At 36.6% G+C, this 17,440-nt stretch carries 12 protein-coding genes; 4 read left to right on the top strand and 8 right to left on the bottom strand.

Features of this window, described 5'->3' with window-relative positions; translation table 11 throughout:
• Positions 1-14 precede the first annotated feature (14 nt).
• Positions 15-1,739: a hypothetical protein gene (locus ABMA70_RS02080; protein ID WP_392991829.1), complete on the bottom strand. Its 1,725-nt coding sequence runs from the start codon at positions 1,737-1,739 to the stop codon at positions 15-17.
• Between the two features lie 113 nt (positions 1,740-1,852).
• On the opposite strand from ABMA70_RS02080, the gene ABMA70_RS02075 reads away from it, so the two are divergent.
• Complete coding sequence (locus tag ABMA70_RS02075; protein WP_103217322.1) at positions 1,853-3,763, top strand: hypothetical protein; 1,911 nt, start codon at positions 1,853-1,855, stop codon at positions 3,761-3,763.
• A 32-nt stretch (positions 3,764-3,795) separates the two neighbouring features.
• On the opposite strand, the gene trxB is transcribed toward ABMA70_RS02075, so the two are convergent.
• Positions 3,796-4,725 carry a thioredoxin-disulfide reductase gene (trxB, locus tag ABMA70_RS02070; protein ID WP_392991831.1) on the bottom strand — a complete coding sequence of 310 codons (930 nt, stop codon included), beginning with the start codon at positions 4,723-4,725 and terminating at the stop codon, positions 3,796-3,798.
• 24 nt (positions 4,726-4,749) lie between these two features.
• Entirely contained in the window at positions 4,750-4,935 is a 186-nt protein-coding gene (locus ABMA70_RS02065) for a hypothetical protein (protein WP_103217320.1), read from the bottom strand.
• A 102-nt stretch (positions 4,936-5,037) separates the two neighbouring features.
• On the opposite strand from ABMA70_RS02065, the gene ABMA70_RS02060 reads away from it, so the two are divergent.
• Together ABMA70_RS02060 and ABMA70_RS02055 are read left to right on the top strand one after the other, a co-directional pair.
• A complete protein-coding gene (locus ABMA70_RS02060) occupies positions 5,038-6,600 on the top strand; it encodes a hypothetical protein (RefSeq protein ID WP_393022108.1) in 1,563 nt (520 codons plus the stop codon).
• A gap of 9 nt (positions 6,601-6,609) precedes the next feature.
• Positions 6,610-7,737, top strand: coding sequence for a hypothetical protein (locus ABMA70_RS02055; RefSeq protein WP_103217318.1), 1,128 nt, complete (start codon positions 6,610-6,612; stop codon positions 7,735-7,737).
• A 29-nt stretch (positions 7,738-7,766) separates the two neighbouring features.
• On the opposite strand, the gene ABMA70_RS02050 is transcribed toward ABMA70_RS02055, so the two are convergent.
• The 5 genes from ABMA70_RS02050 to ABMA70_RS02030 all read right to left on the bottom strand — a co-directional run bounded on the left by ABMA70_RS02050 (position 7,767) and on the right by ABMA70_RS02030 (position 15,103).
• Entirely contained in the window at positions 7,767-9,080 is a 1,314-nt protein-coding gene (locus ABMA70_RS02050; protein WP_103217317.1) for a glycerol-3-phosphate dehydrogenase/oxidase, read from the bottom strand.
• A gap of 14 nt (positions 9,081-9,094) precedes the next feature.
• Positions 9,095-10,519 carry a hypothetical protein gene (locus ABMA70_RS02045; RefSeq protein ID WP_392991836.1) on the bottom strand — a complete coding sequence of 475 codons (1,425 nt, stop codon included), beginning with the start codon at positions 10,517-10,519 and terminating at the stop codon, positions 9,095-9,097.
• A 5-nt stretch (positions 10,520-10,524) separates the two neighbouring features.
• Positions 10,525-13,089 (bottom strand): preprotein translocase subunit SecA, encoded by a 2,565-nt coding sequence (gene secA, locus ABMA70_RS02040; protein ID WP_103217315.1) that lies wholly within the window; start codon positions 13,087-13,089, stop codon positions 10,525-10,527.
• A 15-nt stretch (positions 13,090-13,104) separates the two neighbouring features.
• Complete coding sequence (locus tag ABMA70_RS02035) at positions 13,105-14,229, bottom strand: M23 family metallopeptidase (RefSeq protein ID WP_146037805.1); 1,125 nt, start codon at positions 14,227-14,229, stop codon at positions 13,105-13,107.
• A gap of 124 nt (positions 14,230-14,353) precedes the next feature.
• Positions 14,354-15,103 carry a Stp1/IreP family PP2C-type Ser/Thr phosphatase gene (locus ABMA70_RS02030; protein ID WP_103217313.1) on the bottom strand — a complete coding sequence of 250 codons (750 nt, stop codon included), beginning with the start codon at positions 15,101-15,103 and terminating at the stop codon, positions 14,354-14,356.
• A 265-nt stretch (positions 15,104-15,368) separates the two neighbouring features.
• Here ABMA70_RS02030 and ABMA70_RS02025 point away from each other — a divergent pair, with 265 nt between their 5' ends.
• Positions 15,369-17,423 (top strand): PrkA family serine protein kinase, encoded by a 2,055-nt coding sequence (locus ABMA70_RS02025; protein WP_103217572.1) that lies wholly within the window; start codon positions 15,369-15,371, stop codon positions 17,421-17,423.
• Positions 17,424-17,440: the final 17 nt, after the last annotated feature.

Below are 17,440 nucleotides of genomic sequence, written 5' to 3'. Positions count from 1 at the left end.
TGGGTCTGTCAAATCTAAGAAGCTTTTTTTCTCATTAAATTTTCTACAAAAATACTTTCAGTATTCTTATAAGAGATGGACTTATCACATGAATTTAAGGTGTTAAGAATGTACTCTTGTAGTTGAGCGTTTTTGTCGCTATTGACGATTCTTTTGGAATCCCTTGTTTTAAGCATAAGATGAATTACTTGCTCGTTTGACTCGGTCTTTAGAATGGCCTTTACAATTAAAGAATGAAGTGTGCTGTTGTTAAAGTCCCAGTTTGCTGCCTCTAATTCATTTATCGATTCTTGAGATAGTTTTTTTATCGGTATTGCTCTTTTACTACATTCGTATTTGATATAGTGCTTGGCTATTTCAACAATTTCAGCTCGACGAAGACGTAGCGGCGGTACATTGAGTTTAACTGTTGTTATTAGATTATAAAGATCAGTAAGGATAATATCATTCTTTTCAAGCGCCTTAAGATCATTAGTGGCAATGGTAACAATTCTAATCTTTAGGGATCTAATAATATTATAGAAAGTCGCTTGATCCTCATAGCCTAGCATCTCAATATTTTTAACAATGAGGTCTTTGATTCCCTTGTTTGTAAGATCACTTATTTGCTCTAACTTCTTATGGTTGGCCACTTCTTCATCATTAAAATCGATAATATTTTCTTTATTGTCTCCGCAAATATATCGAGCATAGGCGCTTTTTCCCAGTCCAACTTCACCGTGAATATAGAGATTCTCTCTTGTGTTTTTTATGGTGTTTAATGTGTTGATAATCGACTGTCCAGTTTGTGATTTATCGCTGAATATGAAGTGATCAGGAAGTTTATTTTCTACTTTTTCACTACTTATTGTATGCTTCTTACCTTCATAGAAATAAGAGATAAGACTTGCGATGATCTTTATATTCTCAATCATAGTGAAATTAAACTTTCCGCCAGAGACACTATTTGACATGCAAATGATACCAATGCTTTCTCCATTATGATTCACGATAGGAGACATAAGAATGTTTTTTATTTCAAGGTCAACACCCGTTGCCTTCTTTTCATGAAAGCTCTTGTTGATAATGACTTTGTTGAAATAGGCTTCTTTTAAAATACTATTAAAGCTGTGATCCCTTGGAGTCACGTCACTATTTGTTCGCTCTATTTCAAATTCACCAGTTTTGGCATCAAAAAGAAAGATGTGATAATTCTCACAACGAAAGATGCTAGGAAGTTCATTTAAAATATCAATGATTTTTCCACTATAAGTCTTTTGAATCAAACTTTGAAAAAGTGAAAATAGTTCAACACCGTCATCTCGGTTGATCTTAATTTTGTTTTGGCAGATTTGAAAGAGCTTATCTTTGAGTTTTGCGGTTCTGTAATGTGATAAAAAGTCTTTTAAGAAGTACTTTAATACTGTTGTCTGAGAATTTGGTTCAATAGAGATACCATAGATTGTCTTTGTTACATCCTCACAGTAAATGAAAGATCGAATAATTATACCTGTTAGCTCGAAGTCCCAGTTATTAAATAGTCTTTTCGTTTGAATTTTGATTTTTACTTTCTCTCCCAATGTGTATTTTTGAGAGCAGATGAAATTTAATCCAGATAAGTTGATTGAGTCGATTCTAACACTGTTATGCTTTATGTTTTCACGCTCAATTGTGCTAACTTCTGCACTAACTTTGTCGTCTTCATGTATTGGAAAACGATATGATTTGAAAAATTTGTAATTTTGAATATTAAACTTCAATTATTCCTCAATTTTTAGCTCGATTGGAGATACTCCCTTATCGACGATTTCTTTAGAATTTTTATATGTCTTGTAGTTAAAGTTAGTAATTTTACTAGTCGATAACTATTCATATGAAGAAGCTAAGAAACTATCGTATCAAACTAAAAGAGTCAGATAATATTGAGTGTATTCTCTATGAAATGATTGGAGACTCTACTTCAAATTCTTTTAATGTCATTGTCGATAATATTTCAACAACTGGTATTGGTGTGCTCATAGGAGAGTATGTTGATAGTCAAATTTTCAAAATCGAAATTCGTTTCAAAAAAATTCGTCTTTTTCAAACAGTAAAGCTTAGACGTTATAGGCCAAATTTTAACAATATTGGCGATAACTACCTTGGCCTTGAGTTTATTGATTATGAAGTCGAAAATATTATGAATCTTATGACTGAGCTCGTTTCATCAATGGGTAAAAGACGCTTAAGAAATCTCATGTATGACATGGTCTTAAATGAAGCTGTTGCTGGAAATTATGATTCTGATAATAACTTTGATAAGGATATTGATGATAATGTTTCTGTTTCTATGATCCTTGATTTGTTTCATATTTTTAAAAATTATCGTAACAAAGTCGAATTAATAAAATTATTTATCATAGAAGTTCAAAGAATAGTAAAGGCCCGCGATGCACGAGCATTTATTGTGGGACACGATGAGCATACATTCAGTGAATTTGATTTTCAGACAAATCAATTGAAAGAAATTGAATATCCAATCGTTGGTATTCTAGAAGAGCTTTATAATCATCCTCGTGGAATCAAATCAAAATTTTCTCAATCTCTTTCTAGTGATGAATTTTTTAATATGTATGAAGTCGTTAATAATACGACTATTTCAACATATATGATGTGTCCGATCTTTGATCACAATGAAAATATCTTTGGTATTTTAAATTTCTCGAATAAAGAAAAGAATGAGCTATTTACGGATAATGACCTTAAGCAGGCTATGTTTTTGGCCCGAGTAATTGGACTTCTTTACTTTTATAAGAGTGATGAAATTGAGGAATATGAAGAATATCACAGCGATGACTATGAGGCGGATGTTGCCTTCAACACATCTATGGGGATTAGTGTTTTTGCAAAGGGTGCCCAATCTTTTCTTGAGCAATATAGTGCTCCAAATGAGAGAGGCCCTGTCTATATTTATGGTGGTGAAGGAAGTGGAAAGTATTTTCTCTGTGAAAGAATTGCAAGGCAATCAAGTACCGCTAACACGCATATTGAAATTGTTAATTGCTATGCCAAAATGACCAAAAAAGATATTGATGATATCGTGGACAAGATCAGGGATCGCGTTATTAATGGCCACGTTATATTTAAGGGCCTTGATAAGCTATCAACTAGTGTTGCCAATTATATTATTAATACAGTTGATAAGAGAGAGTCTTATCGAACTATGTTTACAGGTACTGACTATATTCCAGAGTTGGCCATACCAAGTTTTAAAACAATTTCATTAGTTGAAAGAAAGGAAGATATTCTCTTCTTCGCAAATTACTTCATATCGCAATATAGTTTAAAGAATCATACTGCAAAGAAGCGACTTTCTCATCGTGTTCAAAAAATGCTGCTTGATTATGATTGGCCAGGAAATATTTCAGAGCTTAAGGCCTGTATTGCACGACTTATGATCTTTAATAAAGGTAGCGGAAATCTTACTATTCGTACGAGTGAGATCACTCCATTATTTGAAAAAGATTTTCAACCTCAAATCTCAATTGAGGCCAATGACTTAAAAATTAATGCTTTTGATGAGCATGATTTAAACGAAAAAGAGTGTGCTGATCTTTATCTATATTTTTTCGTGGCAAAACAATTAAAAGAAGGCGCTGTTGGCCTAAAGTCTGTTGCGAAGGGATCGCTAATTGAATATGAAGATATGGTTGAGCGACTTAAAAATGGTAGTAAGGTTGTAAAGCGACTTTTTAATGAAACAGTTGAAAGGGTAGAGTTGTATATTTCAGATAATGTGGCCTAGTTAATAGACTAGGCCACAATTTATTTTTAAGATTATTCGTTTTCTTCGATGAATCTTTCTGCTCTGATCGCCGCCTGACAACCAGAACCAGCAGCAGAGATTGCTTGACGATAGTAAGAGTCCTGAACGTCACCACAAGCAAAAACACCTGGAACACTTGTATCAGGGTGCTTTCCTTGAGTCACGATAAACCCATGATCATCAAGTTCAATTTTTCCTTTTAGGAAATCAGTATTTGGCTTATGTCCGATACCCATAAATAGGCCATCAGTTTTTCTTTCAGATACTTCACCAGTTTTTAAGTTTTCAACTTTGATTGAAGTAACACCAGTTGCATCGGCAATGATTTCTGTTACAGCACTATCCCATACGAATTCAATCTTTTCGTTATTGAAAGCGCGCTCTTGCATTGGCTTAGATGCACGTAACTCATCTCTTCTGTGAACAACATAAACTTTCGAAGCAAACTTTGTAAGGAAAGTTGCTTCTTCCATTGCAGTATCTCCACCACCAACAACGTGAACGACACGGTCGCGGTAGAAGAATCCGTCACAAGTTGCACAAGCACTTACGCCTTTACCAATAAGTTCTTTCTCATTTGGAAGGCCTAGGTATTTCGCTGAGGCACCTGTTGCTAGGATTACTGCATCAGCAGTATAAGTTTTGTCACCATCAACTGTTAAAGTAAATGGTCTCTTTGTTGTATCAATATTAGTGACGAAACCACTCAGGTATTCAGTACCAAATCTCTGAGTTTGTTTCTTCATATTGGCCATAAGCTCTGGCCCCATAATTCCCTCTGGGAATCCTGGAAAGTTATCAACGTCAGTTGTTGTCGTTAATTGTCCCCCTGGCTCATGTCCTTCAATAACTAGAGGTCCAAGGTTTGCACGAGATGCATATAGGGCCGCTGTGTAACCAGCAGGACCTGATCCGATAATAATGACTTTGTGGTGTGCCATTTAAAAACTCCGTTTTATTAAATTTTACTCAATTCCTAATTCTTTCTTAATTTCCTCAGGGCGATCATCTTCTTCTGGATGCATATCGTAGTATGCATTTACGCTAACTAGGTCATCTGGATTAGCTGCTTTCTTTGTTGTTTTGTAAACTTCGCCAGTCATTTGGCATTCGTATCGAAAAATTTGAATATTCTTCTTTCTTTTGGCCATATCTTCCTCCGTTCACTCATGGTGCACCGTGGCATAATTTTGTAAAAATATACATACCTTACCATATTGTTTCAAATACTTCCATTCGTTATAATTAAATATATGGATAAATATAAACAATTCGTAATGATACTTTTGCTAAATTTATTGATGGCAAATACTTATGCCATGATGCAGGCAAAAGTTGTGGCCCTTTCTCAATCTGGACGCACCTTAAAGCTTTCTGTCGGTAAGCTTACCGGACTTAAAACTGGTGACGTGGCCGATGTGTCAATGCGCATTGGTGACTACCAAAAGCCTAAGTATCTTTATCTAGGTAGCATTGAACTCTTAAAAGTGTCTGATCGCGAATCTTACTGGTACTTCAAGGATATTTCTGGAGATAAGATAAATCGTGCAAACTTCGCGCCTGATGCGACACTTGCTCTACAAATTCGCTCTCAAACTGCAAGTGGCCGCTATAAGAAAAAGCCTGTTTATGAAATTAAGGCATATGAGTCGAAAAAAACTGAATTTAATAATCAGCATGCAATTGATGGACAGGTTCCTACGGACTTAATTCAAGATAAAGAAACGCCAAGTGATAAGAATTATGCTCAGGATATTGATGACTCGACGATCTATAAAGTGACAAAAGAGACGCAACTAAGAAACGGTGATGAAATTATCGTAAAGGATGGCAGACTTCGCTATAAGTATGTGGACTCCCAGCTAGAGCCTGTTGATACTTCAAAATTATCTGCACAAGAATTTGATGCTCAAATGGGAGCACAAAATAAAGATCAATTAATTAAAATTTCTGCTGCACAAGATGGATATAAGGAAATGCTTTATAGTGGAAAGCCAGATCTAACCGGTGCAAATTCAAATTTATCAATTCCAAATGCTATGGAAGAAAGTCTTGCACGAGAAAGAGCAAAGAATCGAGTGACGAAGTCAGCTAAGGCCGTCTTAGATAAAGAAGGCCCCCTGTGGTCTGCCGATATGGATAGTGAACAACTTAGTCGCTACTTAAAATCTTCTGGAATTGCTCGCGAAAAATTTAGGCGAGAAAATGTACTTTCAATTGAAAGTGGTAATGAAGTGCAATTAAGTTTTATCTCTAACCTTATGCCAAATTATACAGACTCTGATAGCAATCATCAGAATCTTGGATATGGCCTTGCCGCTTCATATGAGTTTCATCTTATTAGAGCACATGATTCATTAAAAAAATGGAGCGTTGACTTTGGGCTTGATCTTTCGAATCTAAATGTTGATTTAGGTGGGATCAATGGCCGCATGACTTATATGAATTTTGGCGCCCACGTGAATTACTATTTTTACAACGCACCTTATGTTCGAAATAAACTGCTTGCTTATGTTGGCCTAGGGATAAAGCGTGGTACAGGTGAGACAACTTCGCCAAGACTCACTAATTATAGCTATGACTATGAATTAGTGGCCTTACCTTCAATTTCACTAGGTATTAAAACTCGTATTTCAACTTTTAGAGATTATGAAAAGGGTAATATGTTTGGCTATGGAATAGGTGCCAAATTAAATTATGAGCTTCTTAGTTTAAGCCCGATTAGTGAGGTTAATGCGACAGATGCTTCTAACTTTGAACTTAATCAAACAATTAATAATTTAAAATTTATAGCTAGTTTAAGTATATTTTTTTAAGGAAATGATATGACAGGACGTTTATTAAAAATTCTCTCTATTTCACTCATTACTCTGTTGAGTTCGAGTGTTCTTGCTCTCGATATTGATGAGAAGTTAACTTTCAGAATTCTTCAAACATCATCTTCAAAGAAGACGATTCTAATGAATCGAGGATTAGAAGATGGATTAGTCATTGGAGATCACGCTAAGTTCTTTATCACAACTGGTGTATTTGCAAGGGCCGTCTGTATTAAAGCGACACCGTCTCGCTCTGTTTGGAGTATTTACCGCATTGTTAAGCCTAGTGAAATTCAAAGAGATAAGGTTGCAAATTTAAAAATTTCATCACCTGTAAAATTGACAAGTGATCGCTCTAAATCTCTACAAGCAACTTTTCCTGCAGGAAGACAAATGGGCGAGCCTGTTGATATTAATCGTCAAGCTCCTGAGCAAAGAAGTGCCTATTCACAACCTTCTAAATCAATGTCAGAAAGCTTTGATGAAGAAAGTGAGCTTGATGCAATTAAAACAACTTCTTTTTCTAGTAATCAAACGATGTCAAAGCCGACACCAAGTAAGATTCTAGATAAAAATATGGCCCTAAATGTATCGGCCGGCTTTAATATGCTAAGTGGTACTTATGATAACGTTGGAGTTAGCTCTGATGCTGAGTTAAGTACACTGGGCTTTGCTGGAGAGTTCGAGTTGTTCTTTCCTAAGTCGCAAAGTTTTTTACAAAAGTTTTCTTTAAAGGCCAGTGTTGGTTACTATTCAGGAAGCAATGGAATTTCAGATTCAACGTCTTCTTCAATTGACTTTGGTGGAGCAGTTAACTTCCACATTTTCAACCCTCTTGCGACGAATCGTTTTATCCCATACGTAGAAGTAGGATTTGGTTTATCGATGACTTCACTTAACGAAATTCCACAAAATGCTGGATCATCGACAACTGAGAGTCTATCAGGTTCAGGTACTTATATGAATGTTGGTGGTGGGATTAAGTATACACTAGATTCAGGATTTGGTTTTTATGCAAAAGGTGACTACTTCAGTAGCTCATCAACTTTTAGCATCGAAACCGGCGGTTCAACAGTTGAGAATACAATTTCTTTAAGTGGATTTAGAGCAATCGCAGGTGCTTATTTACGTTTCTAATTACTTCTCTAACAGACGCAGCTAGGAAATTAGAGGCGTCTGTTAAAGTCTTCTTCACAACGAATAAATTCATACTTTCTCACTTGCGCTTCTTGCTCAGGAGTAAAACCTTTTTGCTTAAATGGGTTGTAGCGCATTTTGAAGCGAAATTCAGCGAGGGTCTTATCTTGAATATAGGCCTTCTTATGTTTGTGTACTATCGATCTTGCAACATCTTGGGCCATCGTTCTAAATGTTGTGTACTTGCCGCCAACTAGAACATGGCAATTCTTTAGTGGTTGAAAGTATTTGTGTACGCGTGCTGTTTTTCCAAGAGTTGCTGTCGAGTCATCTTTAACAAGAGGTCTTATTCCTGCAAATGATGAGAGAATATCATCTTCTTGAATTTTAGCTTTTGGAAAATATTGGTTTAAATTTGCTAATAGGTAAGTGATCTCTTCTGCAGTCGGCTGTAAATCAAAGTATTCTTCTTCTACTTTAGACTCTGTCGTTCCTACAAGTATACGATCAGCTTGTGGAATGACAAAGATTACTCTTCCATCATTTGGTGTTAGTAGAATTGCTGTTTTAATCTTAAGGCGCTCTTTTGAGATCCAAATATGACTTCCACGTGATGGTAGAAGTTGTGGATTCCAATGTATTTGCGCAGACTTTGCTAGAACTTTATCGGTAAAAGGCCCTGTTGCAAAAACGATGTCATTGCAGAAAACTTCCTTAGTCACACCTTCGATCTCATCTTTCAAAATGACACGAATTCTACCATCATTAAGAAATTCATAATCTTCAAGTCCTATATGATTAAGAGCATGACAGCGTGGATTGATTGCAGCGTCTCTTAAAACTTCAATGGTTAGGCGTCCGTCATGTACAACAGCATCGTGGTAGACACCGCTTCCTTTTAGATCCTCTTCTTTAAGATCTGCATTTATTTCAAGCGTTTCAATCTTGTTTTTCATCTCATAAGGAGAATTTTGAAAGCTTGATAGTAAATCATATAAGAATAATCCAATTCTAATCATCCACTTTGGACGAATCGAATCAGAGTATATGGGTAGATAGAATTTTTCTTCAAAGCAAAGGTGCGGTGCAAGTTTTAACCAAAGATTCTTCTCATGTAGTGCTTCCCAGACGAGAGGGAAGTCAAAGTTTTCAAGATAACGAATTCCTCCGTGAAGCATCTTCGAGCTTTTTGAACTTGTTTGAGAGGCAAAGTCCTTCTTATCGATAAGAAGAGTATCAATATCGTGGAGACTTAAATCTCTAAAAACTCCCGCTCCAACGATGCCACCACCAATAATAATAGTGCTATAAAAATCTTTTGTTTCGCTTAAATTGCTAATCATAATTGTCTATTTAGCTATGCTTTGTTCTCTTCTAGAACGACATAGTCCCCATGGGCCATGATAATGATATTATTTGATGTCGAATCACTGCGTTGGTGATTAACTGTAAAATGAATTGAGATAATTGCATTAGCACCCTTTTTAAACGCACTTTCCCTAAACAATTCGCTGAAATATTCAATTAGGTTAATGGATTTAATATCATTAAACTCATTGCCATCAATAACTTCATTGATTTGCATTGGTCCAAGGCTATGTGTTATCAAATATCCCGGGACGAAGTGAGAAGAGCTTAATAAGACATCTTCTTGCGTAAAATCCCTGTCATTTCTTATAAAGTGCTTCGTCTGATTCTGATTAATTGAGCGTGGCCCTGTTAATCCTCTTTGATCGCTATGGTCATAGTTTGGACTAGCATGAATTTCATGAGCAAGACCTAGTTTTATCACACGACAAAAGCGACGTAATTTTCCTGCTAAGTAAATTGCACTAAACTCACCAATTTGGGCGATGAGAAGTTGTCCACTCTCTAAGCTTTTTCGATAAAGTTCTTCATTGTCACCTAAGAGTCCGTGCTCATTCAAAATAGCAAGAATACTCTCGTCGTATTCTCCAGGAACTATTCCTTGCATAAGAATTGAAAATGGAGGATTGCCTCCAATCGCTACCTTTCCATATGTTGAATTGGCCGCAAAATCTCTAACTTCTCTAAAGTCTTGGGCCGGCCTTATTTCAGGTGCGACTGTTTCAGGAGTCGCCGTAAGACGTGTTTCAACTTGTTCATAGGACTCAATTTGTGGTGCTACAAAATCTTCTTGTTCAACTTCACTCTCAGCTTCGTATTCTGGTTGGTCTTCTTCAAGAGGTGAGAGCTCGATTTCAGCTTCTTCGTGTGCTTCTTGGTCTGCTTCTTGATCTTCTTCTTGATCTTCTTCTTGATCTTCTTGAAAAGTCGGGAAGTTTTCAAAGCTTGAATCTTCATCGTCACTTTGCTCTTCTTCAACACTATCTAAGTCAGCAGACTCTTCAAAGTCGTCGACCTCGTCGAAGTTGTCAGACTCTTCAAAATTGTCAAAGTTGTCAAAGTTGTCAAAGCTTTGCTCTTCATCACTTTCTTGGTCACTTTCTTCATCTTCAAGCTCTGGCCCGTCAAACGCGTAATCGGCTTCGTCATACGATTCTTCTTCTGAGAAGTTTTCGTAATTTTCGGCTTCATCCTCAAACTCGTTTTCGGAGTCATTTGAATTATTAGAATACTCAAATGGCGCTAACTCGATTTCCGCCTCATCTTCTTGTTCATCTTCCTGTTCATTTGATTGGCCATCATCTGACTCATCGAGATCAGCAAGAAGCTTGTCGAGTTCATCATCACCTTGATGAAGAAACTCTGACAAGTCTTCAATACGTGTTAAATCGTTTTTGTTATCGCCATCTGACATATTAATTATGATCCGTGACAGTGTTTAAATTTCTTTCCAGAACCACATGGACAAGCATCGTTTCTTCCAACTTTAACTTGGCCACGAGAGCGTGGAGCTTGTTGTTGTACAGGCTCATCTAGACCTTCTTCTTCAGCAATTCTTTGTGCTTTTAGAAGTTCTAATTGTCTTTGTAGTGCTTCTTCTTGCTCACGTCTTAGTTCCTCAATTTCTTCTTGAGTGTAAAGACGAACAGTAAACATGTTGCGTACAACACTTGCTTTTACATCAACACGCATTTGTTCAAAAAGGTTAAATGCTTCTCTCTTATATTCTGTAAGAGGGTCTTTTTGTGCGTAGGCCTTAAGATTGATCCCTTCTTTAAGGTGATCCATATTTCTTAAGTGATCCTTCCAGTGTTGATCAAAAGTTGATAGTAGAATTTCTCTAAGAGCTAAAGTTACTTGTCTATCATCGTATCCAGCTAATTTGCTTTCTAGGATTTCCTTAGCTCTTTCTTCAAAGTACTTACTAACATTTCCTTCAAATTTTTCTGAACATTCTACAGCGCTTACTTCATATTCAGTGTTAAAAGTTGCACTAAAGCCAGACTTCATATCTTCCCAAGGAAGGTCTTCTAATGGAACTTTCTTTTGCGGGCGATAATTTTCATATAAGTTATCTGCAACATCTTCTGTCATCTCTTTTACGAATCCAAGGTTGTCTTCATCTGAAAGGATGTCACGACGGATACGGTAGATAACACGACGTTGTTCATTCATAACGTTATCAAAGTCAAGAAGGTGCTTTCTGATTTCAAAGTTATGAGTTTCAACTTTCTTTTGAGCTTTAGCAATCGCATTAGTGATCATCTTGTGCTCAATAGGCTCATCCTCTTCCATCCCAAGAGTGTTCATAACCTTTGCTATACGATCACTTCCGAAAATTCTCATTAAATCATCTTCAAGCGATAGGAAGAATTTTGAACGTCCTGGGTCTCCTTGACGTCCAGAACGACCACGAAGTTGGTTGTCAATTCGACGTGACTCGTGTCTTTCTGTACAAAGGATATATAGACCGCCAAGGGCCTTTACTTCGTCATTAATTTTAATGTCGGTACCACGACCTGCCATATTTGTTGCAATAGTAACGGCACCTTTTTGACCAGCATTTTCAATGATGGCCGCTTCTCTACCGTGTTGCTTAGCATTTAGTACATTGTGTGGAATACCAGCTTTTTCAAGTTCTTGAGAAAGTAGGTTAGAAGAATCAACTGTAATTGTCCCAACTAGAACCGGTTGACCTTTCTCATTTAATTCTCTTAGAAGCTTAATAATTGCTCTATACTTTGCTTGCTTATTCTTATAGATAACATCAGCTTCATCAACACGAGCAATTGGAAGATTTGTAGGAATAACAATTACATCGAGATCATAGATCTTTTTAAATTCTTCCGCTTCCGTATCTGCTGTACCTGTCATACCTGCTAGGTTTGAGTACATTTTGAAGTAGTTTTGGAAAGTGATTGATGCAAGAGTTTGGTTTTCTTGCTTAATCTCTACGCCTTCTTTCGCCTCGATCGCTTGGTGAAGTCCATCTGACCAACGAGAACCTGTTTTAAGACGCCCTGTGAATTCATCAACGATAATGACTTCACCATCTTTAATGATGTAATTAGCATCTCTTTTAAATAAGTGGTGAGCACGAAGGGCCTGATTTAAGTGGTGAAGAAGAGCTGAGTTTTCGATATCGTAAAGATTATCAACTTTCATTAGCTCTTGTACTTTTAAAATTCCTTCTTCTGTGAAAACAGCAGACATTGATTTTTCATCAATCGTGAAATGTTTTTCGACAGTAAGCTGTGGAATAACTTTATTTGCAACACCATAAAGTGTTGAGTCACCTTCACTTGGACCTGAAATTAATAGGGGAGTTCTGGCCTCATCGATTAGAATCGAGTCAACCTCATCCACGATACAGTAGTGAAAATCTCTTTGAACATATTCTTCAAGTGAGAATTTCATATTGTCTCTTAGATAATCGAAAGCAAATTCGTTATTTGTTCCGTATGTAATGTCTGAAGCGTAAGCCGCTTGGCGCTCTTCATCTTCCATGTCTGCAATGATGCAACCAGTAGTTAATCCAAGCCAGTTATAAAGAACACCCATCTCTTTAGCATCACGGCTAGCAAGGTAGTCGTTAACTGTTACAAGGTGAGCACCTTTTCCTTCAAGAGCTTTTAGATAAAGAGGCAGAGTCGCAGTAAGAGTCTTACCTTCCCCTGTTTTCATCTCCGCAATAATCCCTTTAAAAAGAACAATACCACCAATGATCTGAACATCGTATGGACGCATACCAAGAACACGCTTTGCAGCTTCTCTTACTGTCGCAAATGCTTCAGGAAGAAGTTGTTCAAGAGTTGCTCCTTCACTTAGGCGTTGCTTAAACTTAGTCGTTTGGGCCTTTAGTTCCTCATCACTAAGCTTTTCCATCTGTGCTTCAAGTGAGTTGATTTCATTAACAATTGGCATGATTTTCTTGATGTCACGATCGTGTTTCGTGCCAAAAAAAGACTTAAGCGGATTAAACATTTAAATTTCTCCTAATTAATCCAGTACATAATAGAGAGGGTCCACCGGCGTTCCATTTACACGAATTTCGTAGTGTAAGTGGGGGCCTGTCGATAAACCGGAGTTTCCAACTTTTGCAATTGGTTGCCCCCGTTTGACCTTTTGGCCTTTTACAACGATGTTTTCTGAATTATGTCCGTAAACTGTAGTTATACCGTATCCATGATCTATTTCAACGTGGTTTCCAAAACCGTAATTTTTCTTTGATACTTTAACGATACCATCCGCTGGCGCTAAGATGATTGTTCCAATTGGTGCACCGACGTCTAGGCCTTCGTGCATCTTTACACGTTTTGAGTAGTGACTCATACGTGGACCGTAGTACGAAGTTATCCAGCCTCGGGCCGGAAGTAGAGTTGGCGTTGATCTTAAAAAAGATTCGCGATCAAGTAAGAATTGATCGAGCTCATTAACACGAATCTCTAAGTCACCTGAAATCTTGCGTAGAATTGAATATCGATAATCAAAAAACGCGAAGTTTTCAGCTAACTTAAAACTTTGTTTAATTAAGCTACTCCATTCCTTTGTGAAGCTATAACCAGAAGTTAGACCAAAATTAGTAGCGATCTTTCTTTCATACAGATCATTGATGTCACTAAATTCCTCAACTGTTTTGAGTTCCTTTAGTTCCGACTTAACTTTGTCCATTAACTCCTGGTCTCTTTGCGGAATGAGAACAGATTGTGGGTTACGAGATGGATTTGATGGTGCCGAATGATTATGGCCGTGATCACCTTCTTGGGCCTCTTGTTCATCAGAGTTCTGCATTACAGGCTTTGTCAGATCAAAATCTTTAAAACCAGAGATGACTCTTAATTTACTTTCGATTTTTTGAATACGTTCAATATCATCGGTTAAAGTATTGAGCTTCATATTAAAGAGCTGGATTTGCTCTTTAAGCTGACGGTTTTCAATACTCAAGTGACGATTTTCGTATACCTGCTTAAGGATCTTTATATAGTCAAAAGTGAGAATTCCAATAACTGCTACAATGATAACTATGAAGAATAATACAGAGTTGAAGATCACGCGCGGTATGCGAAATGACTTAACTCCTTTTTCTTTTTCAGGAATTACCATAATTGTGTAAAAACGACTCAAAATTACTTCCTTGAATTTTCAATAATTTCTGATGTTTATTGTAGGTTTCTTGATAACAGTTTGCAAGACATTAATCTATGACACATTGAGACGAAATATTTCTCTCAAGTAGTGAAAGTTAAGATTAATTAACTACAGCTAAGATTACAGATATATTGTCCTGACCACCGTGTTCGTTGGCCTGTCTAACAAGTGTCTGTGCACAGTCGTGAATGAGCTGATGACTTAGATCGTCGTTCTTTTTGATCATGTCATTAATGATGAAAAGAATATCTTCATCGCTTAGCTTTCCATGAAGTCCGTCAGAGCAGAGTAGAAAAATATCACCTTTACTAGGTTTGTAATCATAAAGGTCGACTTCAATTCCTGATTCAAAACCAACCGTTCGAGACAAGTAATTCTTATTCGGATCATTTGCTGCTTGATCGCGGGTATAAATTCCAAAATTTATTTTTTCTTGAATAACTGAATGATCTTTTGTTAGTTGAAAAATTTGACCTTGAGTAATGACATAAGCACGAGAGTCTCCAACATTTGCAATACTTGCTTTATCTTTTCCAAAAAGAATTCCAACAACAGTTGTTCCCATTCCTTTTAGCGATGGTTCTTCATCCGCATAGTTTTTGATTTTTTCATTTGCAAAGTGAACAGAATCTTTAAGTACTTCTGAGATATCAGTGCTGGCAGCTTTTAGTTCTTTAACTTTCTCTGCAATATATTTAATTGCCATTGTAGAAGCGAGTTCACCTCCAGAGTGTCCACCCATGCCATCTGCTACAATATAGAGTTTACTTGAATTTCCAACGTAAATAGAGTCCTGATTGGTTTCTCTCTTGCGGCCAATATCTGATACGCCGGCACAAATAATTTCCATGTTCACCCTTGTAATCCCTCAACAATTCTTAATCTGTAATTCTTATATTTTCAAATGGATACAGATTTTAGTCAAATGCTTTTGTTTGACTTCAATTTTGCCAAGAATTTGCCTAGTAAATTTAGTGATTACTTGATTGTTTTACGGTGTCAAAAAGTCACTACATATTTTTTTTATACTTACCTTTGATCTTACTTAGTTTTTCACGTTATAATATATTTAGGAATTTAGCTTGCAGAGAATGCAAATCATGGATGGAGAAAATATGACTAAAATGAATATGAAAGACTTTATGAGTGAGAACTACAAAGTTGAAGACTTTGCTCACTTACACTGGACAGGAAGTTTTCAAGAATATGTAGATCTTGTATCTGAAGATCCTCGAATCGCACGTAATTCATTCCAAAGAATTTTTGATATGATCATGACTTTTGGAACGAGCACATACCTAGAATATAAAAAAGAAATTACTAGATATCACTTCTTTGATGATCCAATTGGAAATGGTAAAGATGCCGTTTTTGGGATTGATGTACACTTAATGAAATTAGTAAACTTTTTCAAGGCCGCTGCTCTTGGTTACGGAACTGAAAAAAGGGTATTACTACTTCACGGTCCAGTAGGTTCTGCTAAATCATCAATTGCAAGAAATCTTAAAAAAGGTCTTGAACACTACTCAAGAACAGATGAGGGAGCTCTTTATACTTTCGAATGGTATGACGAAGAAGAATCAGACATTCTTGGTGGTCAAAAAGTTTTTCCATCTCCAATGCATGAAGACCCATTAAAGCTAATTCCACATGAAGTAAGAAAAGAATTCATTGAAGCAATGAATAAGGGTAATAAAGAACAAAAAATTAAAATTCGCGGAGAAGTTTGTCCTGCTGACCGTTATATCTTAAATGAGTACATGATTAAATATGACGGTGACTTCATGAAAGTTATGGAAAATCACATCCGTGTTAAGAGACTTATTCTTTCTGAAAAGGATCGTCTAGGTATTGGTACTTTCCAACCTAAAGATGAGAAAAACCAAGATTCAACTGAACTAACAGGTGATATCAACTATAGAAAAATCGCTCAATACGGATCTGATTCAGATCCTCGCGCCTTTAACTTCGATGGGGAATTCAATATCGCTAACCGTGGTATTATCGAATTCATCGAAATGTTAAAGCTTGATGTTGCTTTCCTTTATGACCTACTAGGAGCGTCTCAGGAACAGTCAATTAAGCCAAAGAAATTTGCTCAAACAGATATTGACCTTGTCATTCTTGGTCACACAAATGAGCCTGAATTTAGAAAGCTTCAAAATAACGAATTTATGGAAGCTCTACGTGACCGTACTGTAAAAATTGATATTCCTTATATTACTCGTCTTGATAATGAAGTGAGAATTTATCAGCGTGATTTTAATGCTGAAAAAATCCCTCATGTTCACATCGCTCCACATACTTTAGATATGGCAGCAATGTGGGCAGTTTTAACAAGAATGGAAGAGCCAAAGAAAGCAGACCTTACTCTTGTTCAAAAACTTAAGCTTTATAACGGTAAGACTCTTACTGGGTATAATGAAGACAACGTAAAAGAGCTTCGTAAAGAAGCGGTAAGAGAAGGTTTAGAAGGTATTTCTCCTCGTTATATCCAAGATAAAATTTCTAACGCTCTTGTTAAGTATGGACACACTGGTTCACTAAACCCATTTATGGTTTTCAATGAACTTGAGTCTGGACTTAAAAATTCTATGGCAAATAATCCAGAGGCAGTAGATAAGTATCGTGAGATGCTAGCAATCGTTCGCCAAGAGTATACAGACATTGTTAAAAATGATGTTCAAAAAGCTATCTCTCTTGATGAAACTGCAATTGAGACTCTATGTGCAAATTATATTGATAACGTTAAGGCCTACACTCAAAAAGAGAAGGTTCGCAACAAGTACACAGGTAAACTTGAAGAAGCGGATGAGCGTTTCATGAGAAGCATTGAAGAGAAGATCGACATTGCTGAATCTCGCAAGGATGACTTCAGACGTGAGATCATGAACTACATCGGTGCTCTTGCAATCGAAGGTAAACAATTCGATTACAAAATGAATGAAAGACTACACCGTGCACTTGAGCTTAAGCTTTTTGAAGATCAAAAAGATGCGATTAAACTTACAACAATCATCTCTAATGTTGTTGATAAAGAAACACAAGAGAAGATTGATGTTATCAAGTCTCGTCTAATTAAGAACTATGGTTACTGTGAAATTTCAGCAACTGACGCTCTTAATTACGTCGCTAGTATATTTGCAAAAGGAGACAGTGCTAAATCTTAGGACTTAGCACCTCCACA

Source organism: Halobacteriovorax sp. XZX-3, assembly GCF_043196495.1.
In the GTDB taxonomy this organism is placed as follows: Bacteria; Bdellovibrionota; Bacteriovoracia; order Bacteriovoracales; family Bacteriovoracaceae; genus Halobacteriovorax_A.
Note: the sequence above shows the minus strand (reverse complement) of the source record. Positions and strands in the feature narration are given on the sequence as shown.

Excerpts from the sequence above, each read along its gene's own strand:
- ABMA70_RS02060 (WP_393022108.1), top strand. The coding sequence starts at position 5,038 with ATGGATAAATATAAACAATTCGTAATGATACTTTTGCTAAATTTATTG.
- ABMA70_RS02075 (WP_103217322.1), top strand. The coding sequence starts at position 1,853 with ATGAAGAAGCTAAGAAACTATCGTATCAAACTAAAAGAGTCAGATAAT.
- ABMA70_RS02050 (WP_103217317.1), bottom strand. The coding sequence starts at position 9,080 with ATGATTAGCAATTTAAGCGAAACAAAAGATTTTTATAGCACTATTATT.
- ABMA70_RS02030 (WP_103217313.1), bottom strand. The coding sequence starts at position 15,103 with ATGGAAATTATTTGTGCCGGCGTATCAGATATTGGCCGCAAGAGAGAA.
- ABMA70_RS02025 (WP_103217572.1), top strand. The coding sequence starts at position 15,369 with ATGACTAAAATGAATATGAAAGACTTTATGAGTGAGAACTACAAAGTT.
- ABMA70_RS02045 (WP_392991836.1), bottom strand. The coding sequence starts at position 10,519 with ATGTCAGATGGCGATAACAAAAACGATTTAACACGTATTGAAGACTTG.
- ABMA70_RS02055 (WP_103217318.1), top strand. The coding sequence starts at position 6,610 with ATGACAGGACGTTTATTAAAAATTCTCTCTATTTCACTCATTACTCTG.
- ABMA70_RS02065 (WP_103217320.1), bottom strand. The coding sequence starts at position 4,935 with ATGGCCAAAAGAAAGAAGAATATTCAAATTTTTCGATACGAATGCCAA.
- secA (WP_103217315.1), bottom strand. The coding sequence starts at position 13,089 with ATGTTTAATCCGCTTAAGTCTTTTTTTGGCACGAAACACGATCGTGAC.
- trxB (WP_392991831.1), bottom strand. The coding sequence starts at position 4,725 with ATGGCACACCACAAAGTCATTATTATCGGATCAGGTCCTGCTGGTTAC.